At 70.7% G+C, this 26,736-nt stretch carries 21 protein-coding genes; 3 read left to right on the top strand and 18 right to left on the bottom strand.

Going from position 1 to position 26,736, the window contains the following annotated elements; all coding sequences use genetic code 11:
* Window positions 1–476: 476 nt before the first annotated feature.
* Window positions 477–1,355 (bottom strand): LamG-like jellyroll fold domain-containing protein, encoded by an 879-nt coding sequence (locus tag CAP_RS30180; RefSeq protein WP_044247181.1) that lies wholly within the window; start codon window positions 1,353–1,355, stop codon window positions 477–479.
* Window positions 1,356–1,711: 356 nt separating this feature from the next.
* Window positions 1,712–2,668, bottom strand: coding sequence for a tetratricopeptide repeat protein (locus CAP_RS30185; protein WP_044247183.1), 957 nt, complete (start codon window positions 2,666–2,668; stop codon window positions 1,712–1,714).
* A gap of 513 nt (window positions 2,669–3,181) precedes the next feature.
* Here CAP_RS30185 and CAP_RS30190 point away from each other — a divergent pair.
* On the top strand, window positions 3,182–3,772 hold the full coding sequence (locus CAP_RS30190) for a Uma2 family endonuclease (protein ID WP_044247184.1): 591 nt from the start codon (window positions 3,182–3,184) through the stop codon (window positions 3,770–3,772).
* Window positions 3,773–3,837: 65 nt separating this feature from the next.
* On the top strand, window positions 3,838–5,778 hold the full coding sequence (locus tag CAP_RS30195) for a protein kinase domain-containing protein (RefSeq protein ID WP_081865413.1): 1,941 nt from the start codon (window positions 3,838–3,840) through the stop codon (window positions 5,776–5,778).
* Between the two features lie 36 nt (window positions 5,779–5,814).
* Here the strand turns inward: CAP_RS30195 and CAP_RS30200 are convergent, their stop codons facing one another.
* From CAP_RS30200 to CAP_RS30220, 5 genes are all read right to left on the bottom strand, one after another.
* Entirely contained in the window at window positions 5,815–6,933 is a 1,119-nt protein-coding gene (locus CAP_RS30200) for a tetratricopeptide repeat protein (protein ID WP_156041275.1), read from the bottom strand.
* A 223-nt stretch (window positions 6,934–7,156) separates the two neighbouring features.
* Complete coding sequence (locus CAP_RS30205) at window positions 7,157–7,540, bottom strand: hypothetical protein (RefSeq protein WP_052376344.1); 384 nt, start codon at window positions 7,538–7,540, stop codon at window positions 7,157–7,159.
* Between the two features lie 192 nt (window positions 7,541–7,732).
* Complete coding sequence (locus CAP_RS30210; RefSeq protein ID WP_081865414.1) at window positions 7,733–9,676, bottom strand: phosphoenolpyruvate carboxykinase (GTP); 1,944 nt, start codon at window positions 9,674–9,676, stop codon at window positions 7,733–7,735.
* Window positions 9,677–9,897: 221 nt separating this feature from the next.
* Window positions 9,898–10,866: an NAD-dependent epimerase/dehydratase family protein gene (locus tag CAP_RS30215; protein WP_044247189.1), complete on the bottom strand. Its 969-nt coding sequence runs from the start codon at window positions 10,864–10,866 to the stop codon at window positions 9,898–9,900.
* A complete protein-coding gene (locus CAP_RS30220) occupies window positions 10,863–11,522 on the bottom strand; it encodes a class I SAM-dependent methyltransferase (protein ID WP_044247191.1) in 660 nt (219 codons plus the stop codon). Before CAP_RS30220 ends, CAP_RS30215 begins: the two co-directional genes overlap by 4 nt.
* A gap of 232 nt (window positions 11,523–11,754) precedes the next feature.
* Here CAP_RS30220 and CAP_RS51125 point away from each other — a divergent pair, with 232 nt between their 5' ends.
* A complete protein-coding gene (locus CAP_RS51125) occupies window positions 11,755–12,873 on the top strand; it encodes a trypsin-like peptidase domain-containing protein (protein WP_156041276.1) in 1,119 nt (372 codons plus the stop codon).
* 15 nt (window positions 12,874–12,888) lie between these two features.
* Here CAP_RS51125 and CAP_RS30225 read toward each other — a convergent pair whose 3' ends face one another.
* The 11 genes from CAP_RS30225 to CAP_RS30275 form a co-directional block, all read right to left on the bottom strand.
* The gene (locus tag CAP_RS30225; RefSeq protein ID WP_156041277.1) at window positions 12,889–13,986 is read right to left on the bottom strand and encodes a hypothetical protein; all 1,098 of its coding nucleotides are present in this window, start codon (window positions 13,984–13,986) and stop codon (window positions 12,889–12,891) included.
* Window positions 13,983–16,571 carry a TonB family protein gene (locus CAP_RS30230; protein WP_044247195.1) on the bottom strand — a complete coding sequence of 863 codons (2,589 nt, stop codon included), beginning with the start codon at window positions 16,569–16,571 and terminating at the stop codon, window positions 13,983–13,985. The genes CAP_RS30225 and CAP_RS30230 overlap by 4 nt, the downstream gene beginning before the upstream one ends.
* Complete coding sequence (locus CAP_RS30235) at window positions 16,568–17,302, bottom strand: energy transducer TonB (RefSeq protein WP_156041278.1); 735 nt, start codon at window positions 17,300–17,302, stop codon at window positions 16,568–16,570. Before CAP_RS30235 ends, CAP_RS30230 begins: the two co-directional genes overlap by 4 nt.
* A 79-nt stretch (window positions 17,303–17,381) precedes the next feature.
* Window positions 17,382–17,795 carry an ExbD/TolR family protein gene (locus tag CAP_RS30240; RefSeq protein ID WP_044247198.1) on the bottom strand — a complete coding sequence of 138 codons (414 nt, stop codon included), beginning with the start codon at window positions 17,793–17,795 and terminating at the stop codon, window positions 17,382–17,384.
* 26 nt (window positions 17,796–17,821) lie between these two features.
* Complete coding sequence (locus CAP_RS30245) at window positions 17,822–18,616, bottom strand: MotA/TolQ/ExbB proton channel family protein (RefSeq protein WP_052376345.1); 795 nt, start codon at window positions 18,614–18,616, stop codon at window positions 17,822–17,824.
* A gap of 22 nt (window positions 18,617–18,638) precedes the next feature.
* Window positions 18,639–19,688 carry a hypothetical protein gene (locus CAP_RS30250; RefSeq protein ID WP_044247200.1) on the bottom strand — a complete coding sequence of 350 codons (1,050 nt, stop codon included), beginning with the start codon at window positions 19,686–19,688 and terminating at the stop codon, window positions 18,639–18,641.
* Window positions 19,685–21,367, bottom strand: coding sequence for a putative porin (locus tag CAP_RS30255; protein WP_044247202.1), 1,683 nt, complete (start codon window positions 21,365–21,367; stop codon window positions 19,685–19,687). Before CAP_RS30255 ends, CAP_RS30250 begins: the two co-directional genes overlap by 4 nt.
* Before the next feature lie 22 nt (window positions 21,368–21,389).
* A complete protein-coding gene (locus CAP_RS30260) occupies window positions 21,390–21,737 on the bottom strand; it encodes a hypothetical protein (protein ID WP_044247203.1) in 348 nt (115 codons plus the stop codon).
* Between the two features lies 1 nt (window position 21,738).
* Complete coding sequence (locus CAP_RS30265) at window positions 21,739–22,929, bottom strand: hypothetical protein (RefSeq protein WP_044247205.1); 1,191 nt, start codon at window positions 22,927–22,929, stop codon at window positions 21,739–21,741.
* Window positions 22,930–23,308: 379 nt separating this feature from the next.
* Window positions 23,309–24,295, bottom strand: a complete 987-nt coding sequence (locus CAP_RS30270) for an NADPH:quinone oxidoreductase family protein (protein ID WP_044247206.1) — start codon at window positions 24,293–24,295, stop codon at window positions 23,309–23,311.
* Window positions 24,292–26,517, bottom strand: coding sequence for a prolyl oligopeptidase family serine peptidase (locus CAP_RS30275; RefSeq protein ID WP_081865415.1), 2,226 nt, complete (start codon window positions 26,515–26,517; stop codon window positions 24,292–24,294). The genes CAP_RS30270 and CAP_RS30275 overlap by 4 nt, the downstream gene beginning before the upstream one ends.
* Window positions 26,518–26,736 lie beyond the last annotated feature (219 nt).

The raw sequence follows: 26,736 nt of genomic DNA on the forward strand, positions 1-26,736 counted from the left end.
GGCGTGCTGCAGGCCTACTGGGATAGGCTCTTAGTCCATCCTCCGCCGGGCCCGACCTGCTCCCGGTTCCGTCTTCCACCGAGTGCAGATGGTGAAGCGGCGCGAGCGCGCGAGCAGCCCGCTGTGCGGGGCGACGTGCGTTGTCGCATGAAGTCGAAGGCGCGCTGCAGCGGTTGGGCGAGAAATGTCCTGAATACGACACCGGGACGCCGCACAACTTTTCCTTCGGAGCGTCGTGGGGCATGGCCGTGTGCTTGTGTATGCGAAATGCGGCGGGCGGCACGTCCGCAGTGTGGTGTCGTGGCCGAGGCCGTGCCGTTGGCGATTGGCAAGGCGCCGGTGACGCTCGGTGTCAGGTTGTTTCTGGCGAGCTGCGAGAATTGCTGTTATGGCAGAAGACGGCATGGTGGTTTGGGACGAGCCGAGATGCCGTCTTCCGCTCTGTCCAGGAGGCCGTGGGCTGGGCCTTGAGACAGTTAAGGTTCGTCGTTGAGGTCCCTCAGCTTGGTGGCGTGGTTCGATACCTGGGCGGGTGTGAGCGCCCGCGGATAGATGGCCGCGTAGTGGATCGTACCCCTGATCGAGAGCGGCTCGGACAGTGCATTGCCGAGCACCAGCGCCGTCGCGTCGCCCAGCGTCAGTGGACCACCAGGGGCGGCATCGTTGCTAATCCGGGTGACCTCTTTCTCCATACCATTGCGAAAAATCCGCAGCTTGTTGTCGTCCTTGGTCGCCGGATCGGTGTCCGCCAGCTCCGTGTTCACCACGAAGTGCAGGACCGTGCGCCCTACAGATTCCAGGTTCTCATTGAGCCGGCCGATCACCTGCTCATTCCAGTACAGCCGCGGGTGCTGCAAGTCGTTCAATACCAGGCCGAGCCGGGTCCGGTCAGCGCCATTGGTGTCGGTGTGGCCCACAAAGAGCAGATGCGCACGATCGTCCCCATCGCCCGGATCCACCACCAGTTCCAGGGTCAGGGCGCTGGCGTTGTTCAACCCTTGGAGTTTGGTGCCTTGAAGCGGTGCGAGCGCCCGGGCCTGGCTGTTCTTGCTGGTCCAGTCCAGGCCCCGGCTCGGCGTGTCCCCTCCCGTGAACCGGGCCTTGTCGAACGCATAGTACACCTGGAGGTTCACGGCCGCGGGGTCGGTCATCGCATCGTGGAGAACTGTCGCCGGGCTGCCTGCACCCGCCTCATTGATCAGGTACCGGACCAGTGGTGCGCCATCAGGAGGGTCTTCGATTTCTGGACCCTTGCAATCGTCGTCTGTGAGGTTTCCATTCACCTCTCCCCCCTCCGCAGGCCGCACTTCTCCTTCGCAGATCAGGGTTCCGGTCACGGGATCGCAGACATTCACCCCATCCTTGCAAATGCCTATACTCCGCGTCGCCGGATCTCCCGTGTAGCAAGGCTCTCCCTCTCCCACAGGGCACTGGGGCGGTCCACCTGCCTCGCCGCCGGCTCCAGTACCCCCACTCCCCCCACTCCCCCCACTCCCCCCACCACCCACAGAACTGGTGCTCGCGCCTGCGCCACCCTCGCCACCTCCCGAGGTGGTCGTTCCGGTACCAGGGGTGTCCTCAAGCGAGAAGATGCAGCCCCCCACCGAGGCCATGACCAGCCACACGCCGCCGATAAGGATCCCGGTCACACGTCCTGCTCGACCCATCGTTCCCTCCTCAAGTCGACGTACTCGCTGCTGTGACTGCTGCATCACCAGGAACCTCGCACCATGACGCCGTTGGCGCGCGCTTCCACCTGCACCGACGCTTCATTCCCCGAGTGGCTGGGCACGAGCACGAGCACGCCTAGTGTCGTCAGCGCCAGCACACCTGCAGCGCCCGCGGACCAGAAGGATGCATTGAAAAGCACTTTTCTGTCGTACCCATCTGCGCCCGCCGCGAGTCCCGCGAGCGTGGCCGCTCCAGCGGCACCTACGAGAGTGCCCGTGATTCCAATACCCAGCAGATAAGGTCGCGCACCACTCTCTCCCGCAGGCTCCGTCGAATACGTCGAGATCGCAGGCCCCGTCGTGGTGGGCGCGCCACTCCCCCCCTCCACCACCCACAGCCCCACGTGCTGCCTGGTCCCGGCCTTCGCCTCCACCTCGGCGCGCGCCGTTTCTCCGCCATCCACCCGCGCCTCCACCTGGTGCTCCCCGGGGTCGACGAACACCTCCTCGGTGCGCGCGCCTTTCCCTACCGACTCCCCGTCCACGAAGAACTCTGCGTCCTGCCGGTTCACCCCGATGGTCAAGCTCCCGACCTTCTTCCGGGCGTCGACGAGCAGCACCTCGACCTGCTTCTTGTCGGCAGGCGCCAGGTCCTTCACCTCGCGCAGGAAGTAGCTCAGCCTGTCGGCGGCTTCCCGGGGCTGCCCGATCTTCAGCGCCGCACGCCCCAGGTTGAGCGCGATCTGCGGGTGCTTCCGCAGGGACCACGCTTCCCTGAACGCCGCGTAGGCCTCCTGCCAGCGGCCTTTCTTGGCGGCGGCCTGGCCGGCTTCGTAGCGGGCGGTGGCGCGGGCGTTGGGGTCCTCGGCTTGTTGCGCGAGGGCAGGGGAGGTCCACATCGCGGGGGCGAGCAGCGCGGTCGCCAGGGCTGCGGCCCGCAGGGGGCGGAGCAGCGGTCGGTGGGGTCCTGTCCTCGGGGGTGTTGCCTTGCCACGCATCCGTTGTTTCCTCTTCGATGCTTCGGGTCAGACGCTCGGGGAGCGCCGCTCCAGAAGGGATCTTCGGCGGGATCGGGCTGCTGCGGCAAGAGAAGGTTGGCCTGCGGTGCGCGGTAAGGCTTCCCCTGAGATGCAGGAGTGCGTTCTCACCGTCATGGTCCGGGGGACTGGTGCGCGCGAGGTTCAGGTGGAGATCGTTGAGGTTCCTGCGGGGTTGTGCGCAAGAGGGGGCGGGTGCGTGATGCGCCTCGGTTCCGCTGAGGGTGCGCTCGTCCAGGGGTGGTGGGTCAGGTTGGCCTCCGGTGGGCTGGTCTGGCGGAGCGGCGTGGCGGACGCTGAATCTCGGCGCGTGAGGGGCGGCCCTGCAAGCAAGTGCAGCCCGCGAGGGCACCCAACCTCCGGGCTTCGTGGCCACACTCTGTGGCGCTGCCGAGGTTCTCTCGCTGATCGCGCTCCGGGATGTAGAAGCTCGTACGCGCAGCGGGCAGCATCGCGCTAGGCTCGGCGTCAGAGATGGCACAGCCGGCTGAGAAACAGCAGCGACCAGCGACGTACGCCGATCTCGAGGGTGTACCGGAGCACCTGGTCGCAGAGATCATCGACGATGTGCTCTACACGTTCCCGCGGCCGGCCACGCCCCACACGAGCGCTGCAACGACGCTCACGATGGAGCTTGGGTCGCCTTTCCAGCGGGGCCGCGGCGGTCCTGGGGGCTGGTGGTTCCTGGGCGAGCCCGAGCTCCACTTCGGGGCGCAGGTGCTCGTGCCAGACCTCGCCGGCTGGCGGAAGGAACGGGCGCCGCAGATGCCACGCGCGTCGTTCATCACCCTGCCACCAGACTGGCTCTGCGAGGTGCTCTCGCCGTCCACGACAGTGCACGACCGCATCCGCAAGATGCCGGTCTATGCAGCGGCGGGCGTGACCTGGCTCTGGCTCATCGAGCCCCTGGATCGCTCGCTCGAGGTCTTCCATCTGAACACCCGGAAGCGGTACGAGCAGGAGCAGACGTTCTCGGGCAACGAGGTGGTGCGTGCTCAGCCCTTCGACGCCATCGGGCTGGACCTGGCAGCCCTCTGGGAGGTCGTCGCGGAGGGCGATACCTGAATCCGACCTGGGTTGTGGCGCACGTGCCTCTTCTGGTCGGCGCGAGGCTGGGGTAGCACCGCGGCGTGCATCTCCAGCGTGGTGTCCGCGTCGACCGGTATACGCTCGTGGAGCCGCTCGGGCGGGGAGGGCAAGGGTCGGTCTGGAAGGTGAACGACCCGCTCGATGGCGGGGTGGTCCGGGCGCTGAAGCTCATCAAGCTCGGGGGGATGGATCCGGCCGCGGTGGAGCGGGCACGGAGGGAGGCGCGGGCGGTGTGGGGGGCGGCGCATCCGGCCCTCGTGCCTTGCCGGGGGCTGTTCGAGGAGCTGTCCGGGAACCTGCTCGGGCTGGTGTTCGACTTCGTGGCGGGGAGGTCGCTGCTGGAGGCGGCGCGGGATCCGCGGATGACGGGGCGGCACCGGGAGGCGGCGCTGCGGCAGGTGGCAGACGCGCTGGGGCACGTGCACGGGCTGGGGATCGTGCACCGGGACCTGAAGCCGGAGAACGTGCAGGTGACGGAGGGGTTCTGGGAGGCGCCGGACGAGGCGGGGGGGGTGAAGCTGCTCGACTTCGGGATCGCGGCGCCCGCAGACAACCGGAAGGGGCTGACGGCGCCGGGGATGGTGGTGGGGACGCGGGCGTACCTGGCGCCGGAGCTGCTGGCGCCAGGGCTGTGGCTGCCGCTGGTGGAGGGGTTCACGCGGGATCTGTTCGCGTTCGGGGTGCTGGGGTGGGAGCTGTGCTGCGGGGGGCATCCGACAGGGCTGGAGGGGCAGGCGCCGGCAGAGGCGTATGTGGACGTGTACCGGGCGGCGGACGCGGGGCAGCGGGCGTGGCCGCCGGTGGGGCTGGGAGGGACGCTGGGGGCGGCGGTGGGGGCGTGCTTGCAGGTGGATCCGCGGAGGCGGCCGCCCCACGGGATGGCGCTGGTGGCGATGCTGGGGGGAGCGGCGGGGAGCGGGGCGGGAGTCGGGGAGAGCAGGGCAGGGGTCGGGGAGAGCAGGGCAGGGGTCGGGGAGAGCAGGGCAGGGGAGCCGGGGAGCGCGGTGAGGGGGGCCGCGGTGGACGTGACAGCGCCGACGGCAGTGCATGCGGTGGTGCCGGAGGGCGCGCTGTCGGGGGAGAGGGCGGGCGGGTCGATGGATCCGGCGAACGCGCCGACAGCGGTGGGCTCGAGCGTGCCGACGGGCTTCGCGAGCGCACCGACGGGCTTCGCGAGCGCACCGACGGCGGTGGCGAGGAGCGTGCCCTCGGAGCTGGCAAGTGCGCCGACGGCGGTGGCTCCGGCGGCTCAGCCTGCAGGTGGGACGGCTCAGGGGGCGCTTCCAGCCGTCCCGCCCGCGGCGCCTCCGCCGCCCTTGGCGCAGCCCACGCAGAGCCTGGCGCGCCTGGCGTGGATGCTCGCGCTGGGAGGGGTTCTCCTGGCCGTGACGGGGGCGGTGCTCACGGTGGCGCTGCTGCGCGGGTCGCCGCGGGGGCGCCAGCTCGCGCGGCCCATCGGGTCGATCCACATGCCGGTACTGACGGCACCTCCGGAGCCGGTGGCCACGGAGCCGGTGGCCACGGAGCCGGTGCCGTGCTGTCCGAAGAACGGCAAGTGCCTGCTGCGGGGGCAGGCGTGCGCGCTGGCGCCTTGCGAGGATGCGCCGCTGCCGGAGCGGGACTTCTGGGTGCAGCCGCTGGGCGTGGCGATGCGCGAGGGAGGGCAGTTCGAGGATGGGCTGATGGAGAAGCATCCCGGGGCGGAGCTGTGCCTGCGGGTCGGGGAGCAGGAGGCGTCGTGTGCGCCGGTGCGGCGGGCGGTGAACGGCGGGGTGAAGGTGCGGGTGAAGACGTCGGATCTCGTGCGGGGGAACGTGGAGATCCGGGTGACGGAGCGGGGGAAGGTGATCGCGGCGGACAGGAATGCGCCAGCGCCGGAAGGGGTGCTCAGCTCGGCGCTGTGCAGGGGGATGTACCTGCACGCGGGGGCGAAGGAGAGCGCGCCGGTGAGGGTGTCCGTGGCGCTCCAGAACGCGCCCTGAGCGCGCTGTCGCGGAGGACAGCGCGGAGGGGTCCTCTCATCCCGGTCGCAGGGCTTGCTGCGCTTCGAGGATGTTGTCGTCCATCATGCGCGGGTCGGCGCCTTGCTGCTTGGCCCACTGGTAGTGGGCGATGGCGCGGTCGTAGTGGCCCAGGAAGTAGTAGGCGGCGCCCACCTGGGAGTGGCAGGTGCCCGACTGCTCGGGGTGTTGCTGGGCGATCTGCTGGTACATCTGGATGCAGGGCTCGTACTGGCGGGCCGTCATCAGGCGGGCGGCGGCGTTGATCTTGGCGTGCACGTCGTTCGTGTGCAGGACCGCTTGCCACTCGTGCTGGAGCTGCTGCGCTTGCTGCATGGGCAGGCCTTGGCCGGGGGCGTGGCTGACGAAGGCCGAGACGTGCACGTGGGCGCTGGGGTCGACGTGCACGTGGACGTGGGGGCTCGGGGCGGGGGCGGAGGGCCCGGCGAGGGGGCGTCCGTAGAGCAGGGGGAGCACGGCGTCGAAGGCGGTGGGGCTCAGGAGTTCCTGGGGGGGCGTGGCGCCTTGACGCATCCAGGTGCGGAGGAGCCGGCACACGCCCAGGAAGGCGGCGATGCCGACCTCGTAGGTGGTGAGGCCGCCGAAGCGCCCGGCTTGCATCACCAGGTGGGTCGCGCCGTCGCCGAGGCTGCGGAACTGGAGGGTCCAGTCGTGCGCGATGGTGGTCAACCCCTGCGACCACTCCCAGGAGAGCTTCTCGGTCACCATGCGGATGCCCGGGTCCTGGTCGAGCGCGGTGGCGAGCTGCGGGTCGGCCGGGCTGTCCCACTTCGGGCCGCGAAACAGGCCGCCTGCGCGCAGGATGGCGGGCGCTGGCAGGCTGCCCGCGAGCAGCGCGTGGTGCTCGCCCGGGAGCGGGTTCATGCCGCTGTAGGGCTGCACGTAGACGTGGGGCCAGCCGCCGGCGTTCATGTGCACGATCTGGGCGCCGTCGTTGCGTACCTTGCCGCCGACGAACGCTTTCAGTGTCGACCCGAGCACGGCCTGCGCGGCCTGCGCGTCGTCGCCGATCTCGATGACGTTGACGACGCCCGTGCCTGCCTTCTGCGCTTCGCCGAGCAGGCTCTCTCTCTGCCGCGTGCGGGCCTTGGTCACTCCGTCACTCAGAAAACCCATCGCGTCGCCCCATCTTGCATCCGGGGGACCCTAGTCTCACGTCTCGGGGCTGGGGAAGAGGGTCTCCTGCGCGCCTCCGTTGAGGTCAGCGCATCCACGATGGTGTGTCATGAAGCTGTCAGCGCGCCTGTTCTCCTTGCGCTCGCTCCTGGTCTTTGCTGCGCCGTCCCTGCCAAGCCACAGGGGTAGCGACCAACAGGAGCGCAGGGGCCGCAGGCCCCTTTCAAGAAAAGCGGATGCGGAGGGTGGCCTGGCCGCGGAGGTCGCCGTAGACCTGCTTGACCTCGACGGCGTAGTCGCCGGAGAGATCGGGGCGGAAGTCGATGAAGATGCCGCCGGAGCCGGTGAGGGCTTCGTCGCGCACCACGCGCTCCAGGATCACCTTCCCGGAGGGGGACTTGATCCGGATGCTGAAGGGCGGGTCGGCGTGGTCGTAGGACCGGAACGACAGCCGCACGGGGTTGCTGCGGGGGCCCAGGTTGCAGGGGCAGAGGATGTCGATGTCGCCGTCGGAGCTGGTGATGTCGGCGGTCCGACGGCCAAGGTCGCTCGCGCCCGAGGTGTCGGCGGGGGACTCGATCCTCCTGCTGGTGGCTTCTGCGCGCATGGGGTCTCCGTGGGGCTCCAAGCCTCTGCCTTTACAAGCACCGTGCCAGGCGGAGAGCGCACAGAATGCGGGCAAATAGGGGAGGGGGGGAGGCCGGATGGATGAGGGAGGATCCAGAGAGGTGGGGATGAATGGACCAGGACGTGGGTGGGTCCTGGTCGCTGGTCGCTGGAGCGCGGGCCTCGGGGGAGGTCAGTGCTTCTGCTGCTGTTGCTGCTGCTGGGGAGGGGGCAGCGTCTGGGGGCGGTAGTGGTGGTGGTCGTGGTCGTCGAGGTAGCGCTCGTGGGCGAGCTCCCAGCGCTCGGGGGAGCGCCAGAGGCCGGAGAGGAGCAGCTCGCGCATGAGCAGGAACTCCTTGGGCAGGCGGTCGTAGAGGGCCTCGAACAGCTCGTTGTGGGAGCGCAGCTCGGCCTTCCAGGCGAGGCCGTCGATCTCCATGAGCTTGTAGAACTCCTCGCTGGTGAAGCCCTCGGAGCCGTTCCACTCCAGGTCTTCGTAGCGGGGCATCCAGCCGAGGGGGCTCTCTTCGGCGAAGGCGCGGCCGTGGAGGCGGTCGACGATCCACTTGAGGACGCGCATGTTCTCGCCGAAGCCCGGCCAGATGAAGTTGCCCTTCTCGTCCTTGCGGAACCAGTTCACCGAGAAGATGCGCGGCGGGTTGACGATCTTGCGGCCCATCTGGAGCCAGTGGTTGAAGTAGTCGCCCATGTGGTAGCCGCAGAACGGGAGCATGGCCATCGGGTCGCGGCGGACCTGGCCGACGTTGCCGACGGCGGCGGCGGTGGTCTCGGAACCGATGGTGGCGGCGAGGTAGACGCCGAAGTTCCAGTTGAAGGCCTGGTACACGAGGGGGACGGTGCTGGGGCGGCGGCCGCCGAAGATGAAGGCGGCGACGGGGACGCCGTTGGGGTCGTCCCAGCGATCGTCGACGGACGGACACTGCGAGGCGGGGGCGGTGAAGCGGGCGTTGGGGTGGGCAGCTTTGCGGCCGCTCTCCGGCGTCCAGGGGTTGCCCTGCCAGTCGATGGCTTCCTTCGGCGGGGTGTCGCTCATGCCTTCCCACCAGACGTCGCCGTCGGGGGTGAGCGCGACGTTCGTGAAGATGGTGTTCTTCTCGACGGTGCGCATGGCGTTGGGGTTCGACTTCATCGAGGTGCCAGGGGCGACGCCGAAGTAGCCGGCCTCGGGGTTGATGGCGTAGAGGCGGCCGTCGCGGCCCGGCTTGATCCAGGCGATGTCGTCGCCGACGGTGGTGACCTTCCAGCCCTCGAAGCCCTTCGGGGGGATGAGCATGGCGAAGTTGGTCTTGCCGCACGCGCTCGGGAAGGCGGCGGAGACGTAGGTCTTCTCGCCGTCAGGGGTCTCCACGCCAAGGATGAGCATGTGCTCGGCCATCCAGCCCTGATCGCGGCCGAGGACGGAGGCGATGCGCAGGGCGAAGCACTTCTTGCCGAGCAGGGCGTTGCCGCCGTAGCCGCTGCCGAAGGACCAGATGGCGCGCTCCTCGGGGAAGTGGACGATGTACTTCTCGCGGCTGCAGGGCCAGGAGACGTCCTTCGCGCCGGAGGCGAGGGGGGCGCCGACGGAGTGCAGGCAGGGGACGAAGTCGCCGTCGCCGAGCACGTCGAGGGCCTTCTTGCCCATGCGCGTCATGATCTTCATGTTCACGGCGACGTAGGGGGAGTCGCTGATCTCCACGCCAATGTGCGCGTAGGGCGAGCCGAGGGGGCCCATGCTGAAGGGGATGACGTACATGGTGCGGCCGCGCATGGAGCCGGTGAACAGGCGGCGCAGGGTGACCTTCATCTCGTCCGGATCGGACCAGTTGTTGGTGGGGCCAGCGTCCTCGCGGCGGCGGCTGCAAATGAAGGTGCGGTCCTCGACGCGGGCGACGTCGCTGGCGTCGGAGCGGGCGAGATAGCTGTTGGGGCGCTTCTCCTGGCTGAGCGGGATCAACGTGCCCGACTTGACCATGAGGTCGCAGAGGGTCTGGTACTCCTCGTCCGAGCCGTCGCAGAGGTGGACGCGATCAGGCTGGCAGAGCGCGACGACCTCCTCGACCCAGCGCCGGAGCTTCTCGTTGTCGATCTTGGGCAGGTCCAGCGTGGGGGCCTGGTCACTGGATGCTTCGGACAAGTCGCTATCCTCCCTTTCTGTGGCCGGCGGCAGAGACGGTGCCGCCACGGTGATCCGTGCGGCGTCACTGCAGCGCGCCGACACCGTTTACCACTGCCGAGGTTGGCGGGAGAGCCAAACCGGGCGGAGCGAAGGATGTCGACGCGGCGCAGCAACGCTCGCCCTCGTTCCGGGGTGGATCCCGTGTAGGTCCCGCGGTCGGAGGACGAGAAACCCGGGCGTCAGGCCCGCGCCGCCACGGCGGCCGGAGGGAATACCTCGGCAGCCAGGGCTTCGATGGCGAGGCGCACGGCTTCGTCGCTGGTGTAGCGTACCTGGAACCCGAGCGCAGCCAGCTTGCCGGGCGCCATGCGGGAGCGGGGGACGTCGCCGGGCCAGCCGCGATCGCCGCCGGTGTAGCGGATCACGGCGTCTGGATAGGGGGACGCGGCGATGCAGAGCGCGGCGATCCGCGCGACGCTGGTGACGTCGGGGGGGGCGAGGTTGAAGGTGGGGAGGCGGTCGCCCGGGGGGGCGTGGTCGAGGCCGAAGAGGATGCCGTCGGCGCAGTCATGCACGTGCAAATACGGCTTGGCCTGACGGCCGTCTCCGAGGACTTCGAGCGTGGTCTTCGCGTCGCGGAGCTTCTTCAGGAAATCCAGGGCGGCGCCGTGGGTGCCGCGGGGGCCGACCACGTTGCCGAAGCGGAAGACGTGGGCTTTCAGGCCGAAGCACTCCACGAAGGCGCTGATGAGGGCCTCGCCGGCGAGCTTGCTGGCGCCGTAGAGGGAGATGGGCAGCTCGCCGAGGTCACCCTCGGCGGCGACGCGGGCGGTGTCGCCGTAGACGGTGCCTGACGACGAGAAGACGAGGCGCGGGACGCCGGCGCGGCGCATGGCTTCGAGGACGTTCCAGGTGGCGATGGTGCCCTGCTCGAGATCGAGGCGCGGGTTCGAGAGGCCCCAGCGGGCCTCGGGGTTGGCGGCGAGGTGGAAGACCACGTCGTGGCCGGCGATGGCCTGGGTGAGGCGGTCGAGGTCGAGGGCGTCGGCCTCGACGAGGTGCGCGCGGCCCGTGTCGAGGTGCTCTCCGAGGAAGGCGCGGCGGCCGACGGAGAGGTTGTCGTAGACGGTGACGGGGCCCCGGGCGACGAGGCGATCGACGAGGTGGCTGCCAATGAAGCCGGCGCCGCCGATGACGAAGGATTTCACGGGGTCTCCGAGGCGGAGGAGGAAGGTGGAGGGGCGGCGGGAGCCGGGCGCGCGCGCTCGATGCGGGCGGCGAACTGGAGGCTGTCCCAGGTGAGGAGGCGGAAGGGCAGGTCGTGGATGCGCAGGGGCCAGGTGAGGCCTGCGACGTGGCCGCTGGCGCCCTGCACGAGGTCCATGAAGTCGGCGGGGGAGAAGTAGGTGCCGCGGACGAGGACGCCGGGGGCTGCGTTGCCGGCGACGTCCATGGCGAGGAGGATCTTGTCGGAGACGGAGCCGAAGCGGAAATGATCCTTGATGGCCACGGCGCGCGAGGCGACGCGCAGCGCGTCGGCGAGGACGGCGGCGGGGTGGGCGCAGTGGTGGAGGACATCGGAGAGGACGACGACCTCGAAGGCGTCGTCGGGGAAGGGGAGGTGCTCGCCGTCGTAGGGGACGATCTCGATGAGGGGCTCGGGGCGGAGCTTGACGTCGACGCCAGTGACGCGCGTGGCGCCGATGCGGCGGGCGAGATCGGCGGCGATGACGCCGTCGCCGGAGCCCACGTCGAGGAAGGAGTCCGCCTGGCCGATCTGGGCGGCCAGCGCGGCGGCGACGCGCTCGGCCCGGGGGGCGGAGACGGCGCGGCGGTGGAGGTCGAAGAGGGCGCGTCGGATCACGGGCGGAGCAGAGCGAGGGAGTGACGCTCGGGGACGAGTGCCGGGACCGGGATCGGGACCCTCGAAGCTCGCTAGCAGATCCCAGGCCCGATGGGTTGTTCCATCAGCAGCGAAACGCCTGGCCCAGTTTTCGTCGCATCGCGTCGTGCGCTACATTGTCATGGTGGCGTTTGCTGAGTATCTGCACGTGTCTCCACCGTAGGTGGGTTTCGTCCGAGAGGTCGGAAGTTGCATGAACCCTGCCCGTCGGTTCGAAGTCGTGTGGTCTCCTTCGACGGCACCCCTCCGAATTCCGATGAAGGTGTGCGGTAGACCGCCACAGCAAGCGGATGCGGACACCGTCGGAAGAGAGAACCTTGCCGTTCTGTTTGATGACGAGGGCCTGCTCGGCTCGGGCACCCTCGTCAAGCTCGCGGATGGCAGATCGGCGGTTCTAACCGCGCGTCAGGTGCTCATCGAGCTGGCCGTGGCCGGCGCCGTTCATTGCGTCATCCCTGAATGGGGCTGGATGTCCGTGGAGCCGCGATCCCTGCGCATCCATCCACGTTCAGACATCGCGCTCATCGAACTGTCAGAGAACGCGACTTCGGGAATCCCTTGGGACGAGTGGCGTCCGACAGGCCGCACGTCCGGAGTGCTTGAGGGGCACGTGTTGGCCGTTGGCACGCCAGGAGCCTGGAAAGGGCGCGTCGACCTGGCTTCACGGAAGATCCAGGGACTTCGAGCGCTTGCCGTATGGTGCGGTGTTGATCCTGATCCACCTGTTGCTGGTCAGGTCACGTTGAACGTCGACGACGACCCCGACCTGCCCAGAACCCTCGGTGGAATGAGTGGTGGACCGGTCCTGGCACCTGACGGGCGAATCGTTGGCGTGACAACTGACGAGCGTCTTTCGGGGCCACGTCGGCTTTATGTGGATCCGTGGAACACGCTGGGTGACCTGGTCGCGCCGTTCGATGTTGGACCGGACGCGCCACAAGATTTGATTCGGCAGGTCACTGGCGTTGCTGTTCCAGTTCGCTACAGGGACCCAGCGCAATTTCCTCACCAGGTATTCCACGTGGGTGGCGTGTTTGAGCACTTCTGGTCGGAGAGTCACGCCGACTATCGCGTCAGTCGGCTGGTTGCACTGGGCTGCGCCATGACGCAAACATCGCCACGTTTTGCGATGAAGACCGAGGCTATCTTCCACCCGACCACAGGAACTCTCGAAGAACACATTCGAGAGTGCGGCCTGGAACTCCATCTGCTTCTGCACACTCCGAGCCTGGAGTCGTTTGCGGGGGGACCGCCGCCTTCGCAGGACATGGAGCAACTGCTATGTTCACTCGTCAACGAGGCTCGGTCATGAAGCCCCCTCCTGCCTTCAGGGCGAGATGGTGAAGCGGTAGGACTGCCAGCCGGTGCCGCCGCGGTCGTCGCGGATGACCACCCAGAGGCGGGCTTCGCCCGGGGTGTCGGGGGCGGTCCAGGTGTTGTCGGTGGTGGTCTCGGGCTCGCCTTCGGCGCGGCCAGTGCGATCGGCATCGAGCGTGCCGGCGGTGGCGAACCACGAGACGAGGATGACCTCACGGCGGCGCGTCACGGCGCTCGCCTCGGCGTCGAAGGCCACGTAGGGCTCGGCGCCCGTGCAGCCGCGTGGCGTCGCGCAGTCCTCGGTGCAGGCGGCGGTGTCCTCGTCCACGCCGCAGATGCCGTCGCCGCAGGTGGGGACCTCGGGGCAAGGGGCCCAGGCGGCACGCAGGGGCACCACCTCGCCAGGCGTGAGCGTCGCCGCGGGAGGGGCATCCGGCGTGTCCGGCATATCCGGGGGGAGTGCCTCGTCGAGGCCGTCGTGCACCCAGGAGAGCGTGACCTCGGGGTTGTGGTTGCTGCGGTAGCGGGTCCGCAGCTCGGCGGCTTGCGCGGGGGTCGCGCTGGCGACGCCGCACGTGATGCGGGCGCCGAACGTGGCGTAGGTCGGGGGCTCTCCCTGCACGAGGAGGCGCACGGGCTGGTAGAAGCCGCCGGTGGGATCGGGATCGACGGCGCGGCCGGCGGGCTCGCCGGCGACGGGGGGAGGACGGTCGGGGCCGAAGAGGCGGCACCCGTCGTCGGGTAGGACGCCTTGCACCTCGGTCCCCACGCCGAGGGGGGCGAGCGCCGGATCGTCCGGGGAGAGGCAGGTGGAGGCGATGGTACCGGGTTCGGTGAGGGGCTTGCGCGCGACGCAGAAGGCCCAATCGATGGGCGGGGGCGGGGCGCCGTCCGGGGCTGCGTGGAGGGCACGGAGGGCGATGGTGGCGCGCGGGGCGGCCTCGGCGGGCTCGGCTTGCACGGCGAGCACGCGGGGGGTGCGCAGCTCGGAGGGGCGGCCTTCCAGCTCGGGGGTGCAGGCGGTGGTGAGGGTGGGGGTGAGGGCGAGGAGTGCCGGGAGCAGCCCCCCCGAGGTGCCCAGCGCAGACCGGAGCAGGTGCGGTGTCACCACGAGAACCTCGCGCCCAGGGAAGGGAGGATGGGCAGGCCGGTGATGGCGCCCTTCTCGCTGTAGTCGTAGCTGTACACGAGCTCCTCGGGGTTGCCGCGGTTCGTCGCGTTCTGCACGTCGAGGTAGACCTCCAGCTCGGTGGCTCCGAAGGTGAAGCGCTTGGCGGCGCGGGCGTCGAGCTGGACGAAGGCGGGGATGCGCTCGGCGTTCTGCGCGCCGAAGATGGGCTGGTAGAGGTCGCGCTGGGCGTCGTAGGTGGCGCCCACCACGGGGGTGCGCGGCATCCCGGAGGCCACCCGGAGCCGGGCGCCGACCTCGACGCCCCAGCCGATCTCGTAGGTGGCGACGGCGGTGAGCACGTGGGTCTGGTCCTGGTCGAAGAGGCGGAAGCGGGCCTCGGGGCGGTCCTGCCGCTCGCTCCGCATCAGGCTGTAGGTGATCCAGCCGAAGAAGCCCGAGGCGATCTCCTTGCGCACCAGGAGCTGCACGCCGTAGGCGCGGCCGCGGCCGTCCTGCACGAGGGCCTCGGCGAGCAGCGGCGCGGGGAGCGGGCTGCGCGCGGGCAGGCCGCTCGAGGTGGCGTAGAAGGCGGTGACCTCGGCGGAGAGGGTGGTGGTGAGCCGGTAGAGGGCGCCGGCGAGGAAGTGATGTGCGCTGGAGGTGGAGAGCAAGGGGCTGCCGAAGACGGCGGAGAGGTCCTCGGGCTGCGGGGGCTGGTGGTAGAGGCCGTAGGCGGCCTTGACGCGCACCCGGGGCGAGAGGTCCGCGGTGATGGCGAGGCGGGGTTCAAGGACGATGTCGGCGGTGGCGTAGCCGATGCTCGGCGTGTCGCCCTCGCGCGGCGTGCGGCGGCTGCCGGAGATGACGTAAGGCTCGAAGCGGAGGCCGGGGAGGATGTGCACCCGGTCGCCGAGGAGCGCGAGGTCGGCCTCGGCGTAGGGGGCGGCGCTGGCGAGGACGGCGGACCAGCCGTCGACGTTGATCTGGTCCGAGGGGGGCTGCCCGAAGACGCGGACGTCACCCTCGCGCGGAGGGGCGGTGATGGATCCGGCGCGCTTCAGGGAGGCGCTCACGGCCTCGGCGTCGAGCCCGAGGGTGGTGGTAAGGCCCGGGCGCGGGCGCCCGCGGTAGCTCGCGCGCAGGCCGAGCACGGTGGAGCCCACGGTCAGCGCGGTGGGGGTGCCGCCGAAGCGGTTCGTGAGCGTCGTCTCCTCGGTGCCGCCCCAGGGGGTGACGGTCACCACCGCGCCGTCCTCGGCCTCGTGGCGGTAGCGCAGGTAGACGCGGTTCCAGGTGACGCTGCGGGACTCGCTCTTGCGCTGCGAGGGGTCGGCGCTCTGCACCGTCCTGTCGATGAAGTCGCCGGAGATCATGCCGCCCAGCTCCACGGAGGCGCGCTGGGAGAGGGCATACGAGGCGCGGGCCTGGCCGTCGTGGTAGCGCGGGATGGGGAAGAGCACGCCCACGTCGGCCGAGGTGAAGGCCGGGAGGAGGGCGTCGAGGTGGCTGCGGCGGGCGGCGACGGCGAAGCGCCACCTGTCGCCGGCCGAGGCGCGGACCGCGGCCGAGGCGTCGAGCAGGTCGGCGGCGACGGCGCCGTGGAAGCCGTCGGGCTCCATGGAGCGGAGCTGCACGGAGACGAGGCCGCCAATGCCGCGGCCGTAAGGCGCGCCGTAGCCGCCGGGGGCCAGCTCGACGGCCTGCACCAGGTCGGAGTGGACCACGGAGCGCAGGCCTCCATAGTGGTAGAGCAGCGGGACCCGGACGCCGTCGACGTAGACGCGGGTGTCCTGGGGCGCGGCGCCCCACACCACGAGCTGGCCGGACCCGACGGCGGCCCTGCCGACGCCCGGCAGGTTCTCGACGACCTTGAGCACGTCACCCTGGGTGCCGGCGACGCGGCGGCCCTGGTCGGCGGCGATCTCGCTGGAGACGACCTGCTTCCGGTCCGGGGGCGCGACGACCACGATCTCCAGGTCGTCGCCCTGTTCTCCGGCAGGGGGCGCGGTGCCTGCGGAGGCGGACTCGCCGCCGGGCGTACCGGGCGCACCGGGCGTGCCGGGCGTGCCGGGCGTGCCGGGCGTGAGCGCGTCGGGGGCCAGAGCGTCGGGCGCAGGGGCGGGGGCCGGCGGTGGCGGCGGCTCCTCGCGCAGCACGAACTCGTAGCGGTAGAGGATGCGGATCGCGGCTGGCTTGCCGTCGATCTCCGCGGGCTCGAACACGAACTGGCGCACGGCGTCCAGGGCCGCGGCGTCGAAGGTGGCGCCTGCGGACTCCACCACCTCGACCTGCTCGACCGTGCCGGTCACGCCGATGCCCACGCGCAGCACCACGGAGGCAGCCTTGCCGGCGGTCTTCTCGGCCTCGGGGTAAGGCGCCTCCACGAACTGGACGAGGCGAGGCGCTCTGGTGAGCCGCGGCGTCCCTGCCTGCGGTGCCGCCGGCGCCTGCGTGGGTTGCGTGGAAGGCGCGGACTGCGCTGGCTGCGCGGTGCGCGCCGGCTGCGCCCTGCCCGGCGAGGCCAGGGCGGCGAAGGCGGCAGCCGTGACGAGCCCGAGCAGGGCAGGGGAGGCACGGTTCATAGCGAGAAGCGCATCGCGATCACGAAGGTCGCGCTCACGGCCTTGCCGCACCGGGTCGCGGGCTCGAAGCTGCCGCGCCGCGCGGCCTCCAGGGCTGCCTCGTCCAGCCCGTGGCCCAGGCCCGACAGGATGCGCGCCGCGGTGACCTGCCCTTCGGCGCCCACGGTGACCTCGACGCGGACGCGACCCTGCACGTTCGCCTCGCGGGCACTCGCGGTGTACGCGGGCTGCGGGACGCGCCTTGGTTTGGGCTTCACCAGCGCGTCGGCACACTCGTCCACGGGCCGCGGCGCCAGCGTCTTCCGGGCCGTCGGAGCGGCCGTCGCCGCGGCCTGGGGTGCCGCAGCCGCCGCCACAGGGCCAGGACCGCTCCCCCCTGGCACGGCCATGCCGCCAGGCCCCACGCCGCCGCTCAGGGTGAGGCCGAAGTCGGGCAGGGCGTCGAGCGCAGCGGAGGGTGAGGCGGCCTTCGCTTCGGGCGGCGGCGCCTCGGCCTTCGGCTCGGCCACCACCTTCGCCGCGCGCTTCGGCTGCGGGGCGGGCTTGTCGGGCGGCTCCGGCAGCGGCGGCGTCTCGATGGGCGCTGGCGGCTCCGGCGCCTTCTTCTTCGACTCGCTCACCGAGATGGCGATGTTCTCTCTCCGCTCGCGCTCCTTGATGGTCAGCACCGAGGCCGCGATCAGCGCGTGCGCGGCGATGCTCACGACATAGAGAAGGGAAGTGCGCTGCATTGATCGGCCTCTCGCGCCCCCCGCGCCCCTCGCGCCTCTCACGCCCCTCACGCCCCTCACGCCCCTCACGCCCCACACCCTAGAGCGAGCGCTCCACGTTGATGGCGAACTTGCTGATGCCCTCGACCTTGGCCAGGTCGATGACGTGGACCACCCGCCCGTGCGGCGCCGCCTCGTCGGCGCTGACCACCAGGTTCACCTCGGCCCCGCTGCCCTTGGCGGCCCGGAGCTTCTGCACGAGCTGCTCCTCGGTGACGGGCTCGCTGTTGAAGTAGAGCTTCTGGTCCCTGGTGATGGTCACCGCCGCGACCGTGGTCACCGCCTCGTCGCTGCTCGCCGTCTTCGGCAGCTCCACCTTGAGGCTCTGCGACACGATGTAGGTCGCCGAGACCATCATGATCACCAGGAGCACGAGCACCACGTCCACCATCGGGGTGACGTTGATGCCGACGATGCCGCCCCTGCCGCGTCCCTGCTGGGTGCTTCCTGCCATGGCGCCCGACCCTTTCCGCGAGGCTTCTACGCCTCGGCCTCGACCGTGGACTTGCCGTTGGTGAGGCGCGCAGGCGCCTGGCTCGGAGGCTGCCCGCTTCCGCTGGCTTCATCCACGCTGCCCGTGCTGCCCGTGCTGCCCACGCTGCCCGTGCTGCCCACGCTGCCCACACTCACTGCGAACCCGGCGCCGCCCGTGACGCGCGCCTTGAGCGAGGCGGTCAGGAGCTTGCTCAGGCTGCTCACGCCGGCCTCGATGTCGCCGATCTTCTTCTGGATCACGTTGTAGGCAATGACGGCCGGGAGGGCGACGAAGAGGCCCACGCCCGTGGCGATCAGGGCCTCGGCGATCCCGCTCATCACGTTCCCCATCGCGTCCTTGTTCCCGGTGTCGCCGAGCTGCCGGAACGCCTCGATGACGCCGAGCACCGTGCCGAGCAGCCCCACGAAGGGCGCGTTGTTGCCGAGGGTACCGAGCAGGTTCACTCCCCGCTCCAGGTCTTTCCTCGCCTCGGCGAGCTCGCTGTCCACCACGTCGGACACCGCCTCCGCCCCGCCGTGCCGCCAGGAGAGCGCCGCCCGCACCACCCGCGCCTCGATCGACGGGCTCGCCGCGAGCGCCGCCTCCGCGGTGGGGAGGTCATCCTCGCGCAGCGCCCCGGCGAGCCGGGCCCGGAGCTTGCCGATGTCGTCGCGGTGGCGCCTGAAGAACAGCCAGCGCTCCAGCATCGCCGTGAACGACACGACGCTGAGGCCGATGAGGAGGTAGAGCACCCAGGTGCTGCCCACGAGGGCGACGCGGAGCAGGCGATCGACAATCACGGCGAGGTCCCTTCCTTCTGCATCACTGGAACGCGAACGCGGTCACGTAGAGGCCGATCTCCGCGCCGCCGTTGGCGTGCAGCGCGAGCACCTGTCCCGGCACGTGCAGCGCCTCGGCGAGCACTTCCCCGCCACCCTCCCGCGCCGTGGGGAGGTGGAGGCTCACCGTGAAGGTCGCCGCCGGCTCACCGCACGCCGCATGGAGGTTCACGTACACGAGGTAGGGCCCATGCTCGGGCGGCCCTTGCCAGACGATGTTCTCGCGGGTCGTGGAGGCACGGACGCACCCGGCGTTGGCGTCCAGATCGAACACCCCGTCGGTCGCGAGGTCCGGCGACGTTCCGTTCTCACCCGGCGGCGCGGTCGTGGGCTGCTTGGGGCTGACGATCTTGCCCGAGGGCGTCACGAGCACGAGATCCAGGTCGGCGTCGTTGGTCCAGGCGAGCGAGAGCACCGCGCGCGGCGGCGCGATCGTCGGATCGCAGGCGTTGAGGTTGTCGGGCACCACGCCGGTGACGCAGGTGGTGATCTCGGCCTGCGTGCCCGCGTTCCCGGCCTCGTCGAGCGCCGCCACCCGGAGCGGGTGCAGCCCGGGCGGGGCGTCGTGCGCCACGTCGAGGGCCAGCGTCCAGGTCAGCTCTCCGCCCGCCTGCGGATCGGGGCCGCCCACCGGCACCACCCAGTGGCCCGTGCCGAGGTCAGCGAACCGCAGCGCCACCGCCACGGCGTCGGTGGTGGTCCTGCCGTGCAGCGACTTGCCCACCTGACCGGGCCGGAGGACGTTGTTCACGCTCTCCACCACGGTGACCCTGGGCGACGTCGTGGCCTCGCCCGCGGCGACGGGCGGCGACCCGGGCAGGTCCCCTTCCCGGAAGGTCCCCGCGGGCACCCGGAACGGCTCCTCCAGGCCGCTCAGCGCCGGCTCGCCGGTGCAGCCGACGGTAAGCGCGGTGAGCGCGGTGAGCGTGGTGAGCGCGAGCAGCGCAGTGAGCGCACGCAGCGCACCGAGCATGACGGCGAGGGCCGACGCTCCCACCCCACCCCGCAGCTCCCCTCGCGCGGCGCGGCTCATAGCTCCACCTGCAGCCGCAGCGTCCAGCGGTCGTTCTTCAGATCGGCCGGGACCCCGCGGGCATCCCGCGTCAGCGCGTCGAGGATGGCGTCGTACTGGAACAGCAGCCTGGCCCGCCCCGGCAGCACCAGCCCGGCCACGGGCGACAGGGTGGTGATCCCCTGCGCGGTCGGCACCAGCTTGCCGCCGCGCGGGTCGAGGAAATCGGCGTTCGGGTTGTAGTGGTCGACGCGGAACCCGGCGAGCCCGAAGCGGGTGATCTCCTGGACGAACGCCCCGTAATAGAAGAAGTGGCGCACCTCGACGCCCGACGCGATCGGATCGGCGACGAACAGCCCGCGGTCCAGGTTCTGGGCGATCCCGGCCTCGCCGTAGAGCATCGCTTCCCCGATCGGGGTGCGCAGCCGGATCTGGGCGTCGAGCCCCACCGCCCAGCGCGTGAAGTTCTGCGAGGGCGTGGCCGCCGAGCCCGGGAGCGCGGTGACCTCTCCAGGATCCACGGCGGAGTTCTCGTTGAGGTCGCGCCACTGCACGGCGCCCTTCGTCGCGTCCTGCCCGGCGTGGAAGCCCGTGCCGTGGAGCGCCGACACCCCGCCGCTCACCCGGAGCGCCTCCGTCGCACGCGCATCGGCCCCGAGCCGCGCCACCAGATCCTTGGCGCCGTTGGGGTCGCGGGCCGGGCTCGACGGCCGATCGTCGACGGGCTCCCCGTTGAGGACCGCGAGCGCGTACCGGAAGAACCCGAGCCCGCCTGCGAGGCGCACGCCCACGTCGGGCTCGCCGGGGAAGAAGGCCAGCGACGCCGTCGACCGCTCCATGAACACGCGCTCCCGGGCCGAGTCGACCAGCTCGAAGCCGAACGGGATCTCCGACAGCCCGAAGGTGAGCATGGCCCGCGGCACGGCCTCGCCCCGCACCCCGCGCAGCCGCGGCTTGCCGTCCCACCCCTCCTCCCGCAGCAGCAGCGAGGCCTCGGCCCGCCGGACGCCGAAGATGGGCCCGCGCGTGGTGCTCCCGTCGAGCTCCAGGCCGAGCTCCGTGTACTGCCAGGCCGCATCGAGCCGGAGGCGACCGCGGCGCACCAGGAAGCGGTCCTGGTTGAGGAGCGCGCCGCCCTGCAGCACCTGGTCCTCGGAGTCCTGGTGGCTCTCGTACTGCGCCTGCACGTACGCCGAGAGCCGGAAGGCACCTGGCACGAGCAGGCGTTCGAGGAAGGGCCGCACCACGGGCTCCTCGGCCTTTCCAGGGACCTGCGTGGCCTTTCCAGGGACCTGCGCGGCCTGCGCCGTGGTCCGCGGGGTCTCCACGGCGCGCGTTTCCAGCGCTTCGAGCCTTCGCTGCGTCGCCCGCAGCTCTTCCCGCAGCACCTCGACCTCTGTCTTCGCCGCTGGAGCAGCTTGCGCGGCTTGCGTGGGCGGCGCAGAGGGTGGGAGCGGCGCGGCTTGCGTGGGCGGCGCGGCTTGCGCGGGCGGCGCGGCTTGCGCGGGCGGCGCGGGCCTGGCCTCCGGAGCGGCCGACGAGGGAGGCGCCGGCCGGGGAGAAACCGGCGGGGGAGGCGCCGGTTCGGCGGGGATCTCGACGTCCGCGTCGTCCGGAGGCGGCGCGTTCTGCGCCAGCGCCGTGGCCGACAGGAGCGGGATCGCAGCCGCAATCAGAGCGATGGAGTGAAGCCTCTTCACAGGTCCTGCGGAGCGCGGGGCGTCAGGGCAGGGGGGGCAGCTCGCCGCCGTTGTAGAGCGGGAGCCGCGCCGCATTGTCGAACGGCGCGCATTGCGCGTCGGTGCACGCATTGTGGAACTGCGTGTCCGACGAGGGCGCGCATTGATAGCAACCGTCGGGACCCAGGCAGGCCGGATCCACGCCGCCGCCGCCGCCCGCACCACCCTCTCCGCCAGCGCCGCCGCCGGTCCCCGGGCCACTGGTCGTCGCGTTGAAGACCGGCGGCTGCTGATTCTCCGTCGACGAGCAGGCGCCCACGGACGCCGTGGCTCCGAGCAGGCCGGTGACGAGCGCGGCGACCAGGTCCCTGCGCAGCAATCGCATGCTCATCTCAGTACTCCTCGCAGTAGCCGCGCCGGCAGGAAGGGGCGCTCGCCGGACATTCGGCGTTCGTCGCGCACGTCTCGCAGGAGGTCGAGCCGGTCGCCACGGCCTCGAAGTAGCAACTGCACGGCTCCTCGGGCGCGAATGACGCGAGCGGCCCCATGTCGCGGTCGCGCTGCACCCGCATCGCGCAGGCGGGGATCGAGCCGGCCGCGATGGTGATCGCGGGGACGTCCACCCCCGCGGGCGCCTCCAGCGTCCCCGTGAAGTACCCGATCAGCCTCGCCGCCGCGGGGTTCGTGGGCGCGCCGCTCCCGTTCGTCCTCGTGAAGAAGTGGAGCGCTCCCCAGAGCGGGTAATGCCCGTCGCGCACGTTTCGCTTGTCGAAGCTCGTCTCGGTGGAGCTCGGCCAGTACCCGCAGGTCTGGTCCTCGTGCTGGTACGCGAGCACGTTGATCACCGAGGCGTTGGCCTCGGCGACCTCGCCCGACACGAAGCCGATGGCCCGCTCGGGCGCGGGCGAGCCGGACACGAGCAGCACGCTGTTCGGGTTGGTCAGGGCGTCGACCCCCTTCAGCCGCTCCACCGGCACGCCAATGGCCAGCGCAATGATGATGGCCGCGGCCGAGTTCGGGTCGCGCTTGATGATCTGCGACTCGTCGATCCAGGGCTCCGCCTGGCCCGTCTCCCCGAACCCGTACACGAAGTACGCCGCTGCCGCGCTGATCGTGGTCTGGCTCGACGCATTGGGGACGATGAACACGAAGGGATTCACCGGCCCCAGGAAATCACCCACCGTGGCCGGCAAAGCGTCGATGCCCGGACAGTTCTCGGCGAAGGTATTGCCGATACCCACGTCCACGTCGGCGCCGGTCAGCGGCAGATCGCAGGTCTGCTCCGCGCCCGTCGCGTCCCAGTAGCTCGCGGTGCCGGTGAGCTTCGTCCCGGCGATGATGTAATTGGGGCCGTGGCACGCGCCCGGCGCCTGGTAAATGAAGGTCTCCGGCGGCGTCGCCTGCGAGAGCGCCTGACCGAGCCGCGCGAGCAGCGGCCGGGGCGCGCTGCCGCCGATGCCGTAGATGGGGCTGGGCAGCGTCGCGCAATCCGCCGCATGCGCCCTCTCCACCGCTGCGAGCGCCGCGACAGCCGCGAGCGCCGCGGCGCCGAGGCGCCCCGGTGTGCGTGATCGATCCACCATGCAGGATGTCCTCTCTACGTCTCCACGTGCGAAGAAAGACCGAGGCCCACGGGCAATGCAGCGGCGGACCCGTCCGCCAATGGCACGCCTCGCCCGGCGCTCCGCATCGCTATCATCCGCTTTGACGGAATATCTGATGATCATCGCGGACAAAGCAACAGCGAAATGTCGTCGATGACGGAGCAGTGTCCACCATCACGGATGAACCGCCGACCGTTCGAGCGCCTCGGCGCGCCTCAGGAAGTCCGCGTCGCGCGTCACAGGATGACGAAGGGTGTCCGGAGGGGGCACCGCCGGCCGACATGCCGGGGGCCCTGGGCGGGGTGAGGTGAGCTTCGGGTGGGGGGGAGGGCGTCTGCGCAGACGCCCCGCGGTCGCGTCAGCCGTGGTGGCTCGTGACCAGGACGACCTTGCCTTTGACGGTGCGGGCCTCGATGGCGCGCAGCGCGTCCGCGGCCCGTTCGAGCGGGAAGGTCTCCGACACCACCGGCCGGATCCGCCCCGCGGCGAGCCACTGGAGCAGCTCCGTGAGCCCCTCTCGGTAACGCTCCGGCTCGCGCGCGGTGAACGCGCCCCAGAAGACGCCCACGATCTGGCAGCCCTTGAGCAGGGTGAGGTTCAAGGGGATGCGCGGGATCTCCCCCGACGCGAACCCCACCACGAGCAGGCGCCCCTTCCAGGCGATCCCCCGCAGGGCAGCCTCCGCGTACGCGCCGCCGACCGGATCGTAGATCACGTCGACGCCCTCGCCCCCGGTGAGCTGCTTCAGCCGCTCCTTCAGGTCCTCGCGGGCGTAGTTCACCACCTCGTCGGCCCCGTGCTCCCGGCAGACCGCGAGCTTGTCGTCGGCCGAGGCGCAGGCGATGACCCGCGCGCCGAGCGCCTTGCCGAGCTGCACCGCCGCGAGCCCCACCCCGCCCGCCGCGCCGAGCACCGCCAGCGTCTCGCCCGGCCGGAGCGCCGCCCGGTCCACCAGCGCGTGGTACGAGGTGCCGTAGACCGTCAGGAACGCCGACGCCGTCGCCAGGTCCACGCCCTCCGGCACCAGCGTCACCCGGCTCGCGTCCACCACCAGCTCCTCGGCGTAGCCTCCCCACACCGCCGACCCGATCACCCGGTCTCCCGGCTTCACGGCCGTCACCCCCGACCCGACCGCGCGCACCACGCCGGCCACCTCGCCCCCTGGCGAGAACGGCAGCGGCGGCTTGAACTGGTACTTCCCCTGGGTGATCAGCAGGTCCGGGAAGTTCACCGCGGCCGCGTGCACCTCGATCAGCACCTCGCCCGCGCCCGCCGTGAGGCCCGGGACCTCCTCGACCACGAGCTGCTCGGGGCCGCCGAGCGCCTTGCAGAGCACGGCCTTCATTGCTTGCTGCTCTCCTGATCCTCGATCCCCAGCTCGCGGAAGAGGAAGCTGTACACGTCCGACACCTGCTCGATCTGCTCGTCGAACGGCGTGCCCCCGCCGTGCCCACCCGACGAGGCCCGCAGCATCACCGGCCCGCCGCTCGTCGCCGCCTGGAGCCGCGCCACCATCTTGCGCGACTGCCACGCCTCCACGCGCGGATCGTCCGCGCCCGTCGTGAAGAGCACCGACGGATACTTCACCCCGTCCTTCACGTTGTGCAGCGGCGAGTACGCGAGGAGCGCCTTGAACTGCGCCGGATCCTTCACCGAGCCGAACTCGGTGACGTTGAACGCCCCGTTCGGCGACAGCTCCACCCGCAGCATGTCGTAGATGCCCACCATCGAGACCACCGCCCGGTACATCTCCGGGTGCTGGGTCAGCGCCGCGCCCATGAGCAGGCCCCCGTTCGAGCCGCCCATGATCGCCAGCCGCTCCGGGCGGGTGTGGCCGCTGTCCACGAGGTGCTTCGCGCAGGCATAGAAGTCGTCGAACACGTTCTGCTTCCTGGTCAGGTTCCCGGCCAGGTGCCACGCCTCGCCGAACTCCCCGCCGCCGCGCAGGTTCGCCACCGCGTACGCGCTGCCCCGATCGAGCAGGAGCCGCGCGAGGGGCCGCATCCCGGGCTTCTGGCTGACACCGTAGCCCCCGTAGCCCGTGAGCAGCGCCGCGCCGGAGCCGTCGAGCTTCGCCCCCTTCTTGCGGACGATGTTGATGGGCACCTTGGTCCCGTCCTTCGAGGTGCACGTCTCCCGCACCACCTCGGCGTCGTCGAAGGAGACGGGCGCCTTCGAGGCGAGCGGCGTCTTGGTCACCTTCTTCTCCTTCGCCCGGTACACGTAGAGCGCGCCGGGCTCGGTGAAGCTCGTGTTCGAGAAGATCAGGTCGTCCCCCCCGAGGACCGCCGGTTTGTAGGTCGACGACACCGGCAGGATGGGCACGTTCTCCTCCTGCTTGCCCTTCAGATCGAACACCCGGATCTGCGAGGGACCTCCCGCGAGATCCACCACGTAGAGCTTCGTCTTCGTGGGGGTCACGCTCTCGATGGTCACCTCGCTCTCGGGGACGAGCACCTCGGCCTTGGCCAGATCCACCTTCGCCGGATCGACCCGGAGCACTTTGCCCCGCGGCGCCCCCTTCGTGGAGATCAGGTAGAGCTTCCCGTCCGGCCCGAAGTCGCCCTCCGTGATCTTGTCGGGGATGTCCGCGAAGCGCGCCCACGTCCCCTTCGCGTCGCGCAGGTAGTGCCAGAACTCGCCGCCGTCGCCGTTCTGCACGCTGGCCAGCACGAACTTGCCGTTCTCGCTCGTCTTCAGCTCGATCTCGGCGATGCGCGGGAAATCCTTGCCGAGGGCGTAGGTGTCGTCCGCCGCCTTGGTGCCCAGCTTGTGGAAGTAGACCTGCTGGAAGAAGCCCATGTCCTCCGGCTTCCGCTCCCCCGCGTGCGGGTGGCGCGTGTAGTGGAACCCCTTGCTGTCGCTCGCCCAGCTCAGGCTCCCGCCCGCCGTGCCGCTGTTCGCGTAGGGCACCACGTCGCCGGTCTCCTTGCCGGTCTCCGTGTCGTAGACGTGCACCGTGCCGTTCTCCGTCCCGCCCACCGAGAGCGACACGGCCACCTTCTTGCCGTCCGGCGACGGCTCGGCCCAGTCGATGGTGGTCCGCCCCGTCGCGTCGATCACGTTGGGATCCACGAGGACCCGCTCCGAGGCCACGTCGTCCGCCGACTTCTGGGTGACCAGGACCGGCTGCTGCTGCGGCGGCTGCCACTTGAACACGAACAGCTTGCCGCCGTGCTGCATCGGGCCCGACCAGGTCGCGGTGATCGCGCCGAAGATGGCCTTGACCCGATCCCGCAGCACCCGGCGCGCCGGCAGCGCGTCGAAGTAGGCGCGCGTGACCTTGTTCTGGGCCTCGATCCAGCGCTCCACCTCCGGGTCCTTCGGCGCTTCGAGCCACTGGTAGGGATCGTCGACCTTGACCCCGTGGTACTCGTTCGTCACGGGCCGCTTCGCCGTCTCCGGGTAAGGCAACGCCTTCGGCGGCGCGGCAGACGGCGCGGTCGTCGCCGTCGCCGAGATCGCCGTCGGCTGGGCCGGCGTCACGGCCGGACCCTGGTCACCACCACAGCCGAGGAAGAGCGGTGCGAGCAGCGCAGAGAGCAGTGTTCTGGGAGGTCGGTTCATGGCGGGCGGAGTCTACCCCACGGCCGAGCCCGGAGTGCTCAACTCTCCACGCCGTCAGGAGCGCCCTGCTTGACGCTGCCTCCCAGGGCACCATGACCTGAGGGCGCAGACCCTGTGCGTCAGCGCCGGAGAGCGTACGCCGCGCCGCGAGACGAGGTCGCGCGCCGGGGCCGCACCCCGGACGCCGGGCGCCGAGCGGCGAGCGCCAAGCGGCGAGCG

Source organism: Chondromyces apiculatus DSM 436 (genome assembly GCF_000601485.1).
GTDB lineage: Bacteria > Myxococcota_A > Polyangia > Polyangiales > Polyangiaceae > Chondromyces > Chondromyces apiculatus.

Bases quoted from the DNA above. Each gene is read 5' to 3' on its own strand.
- CAP_RS30240 (WP_044247198.1), bottom strand. From the start codon at position 17,795: ATGGCAGGAAGCACCCAGCAGGGACGCGGCAGGGGCGGCATCGTCGGC.
- CAP_RS51125 (WP_156041276.1), top strand. From the start codon at position 11,755: ATGAACCCTGCCCGTCGGTTCGAAGTCGTGTGGTCTCCTTCGACGGCA.
- CAP_RS30260 (WP_044247203.1), bottom strand. From the start codon at position 21,737: ATGAGCATGCGATTGCTGCGCAGGGACCTGGTCGCCGCGCTCGTCACC.
- CAP_RS30230 (WP_044247195.1), bottom strand. From the start codon at position 16,571: ATGAACCGTGCCTCCCCTGCCCTGCTCGGGCTCGTCACGGCTGCCGCC.
- CAP_RS30270 (WP_044247206.1), bottom strand. From the start codon at position 24,295: ATGAAGGCCGTGCTCTGCAAGGCGCTCGGCGGCCCCGAGCAGCTCGTG.
- CAP_RS30265 (WP_044247205.1), bottom strand. From the start codon at position 22,929: ATGGTGGATCGATCACGCACACCGGGGCGCCTCGGCGCCGCGGCGCTC.
- CAP_RS30185 (WP_044247183.1), bottom strand. From the start codon at position 2,668: ATGCGTGGCAAGGCAACACCCCCGAGGACAGGACCCCACCGACCGCTG.
- CAP_RS30200 (WP_156041275.1), bottom strand. From the start codon at position 6,933: ATGGGTTTTCTGAGTGACGGAGTGACCAAGGCCCGCACGCGGCAGAGA.
- CAP_RS30250 (WP_044247200.1), bottom strand. From the start codon at position 19,688: ATGAGCCGCGCCGCGCGAGGGGAGCTGCGGGGTGGGGTGGGAGCGTCG.
- CAP_RS30235 (WP_156041278.1), bottom strand. From the start codon at position 17,302: ATGCAGCGCACTTCCCTTCTCTATGTCGTGAGCATCGCCGCGCACGCG.
- CAP_RS30205 (WP_052376344.1), bottom strand. From the start codon at position 7,540: ATGCGCGCAGAAGCCACCAGCAGGAGGATCGAGTCCCCCGCCGACACC.
- CAP_RS30190 (WP_044247184.1), top strand. From the start codon at position 3,182: ATGGCACAGCCGGCTGAGAAACAGCAGCGACCAGCGACGTACGCCGAT.
- CAP_RS30275 (WP_081865415.1), bottom strand. From the start codon at position 26,517: ATGAACCGACCTCCCAGAACACTGCTCTCTGCGCTGCTCGCACCGCTC.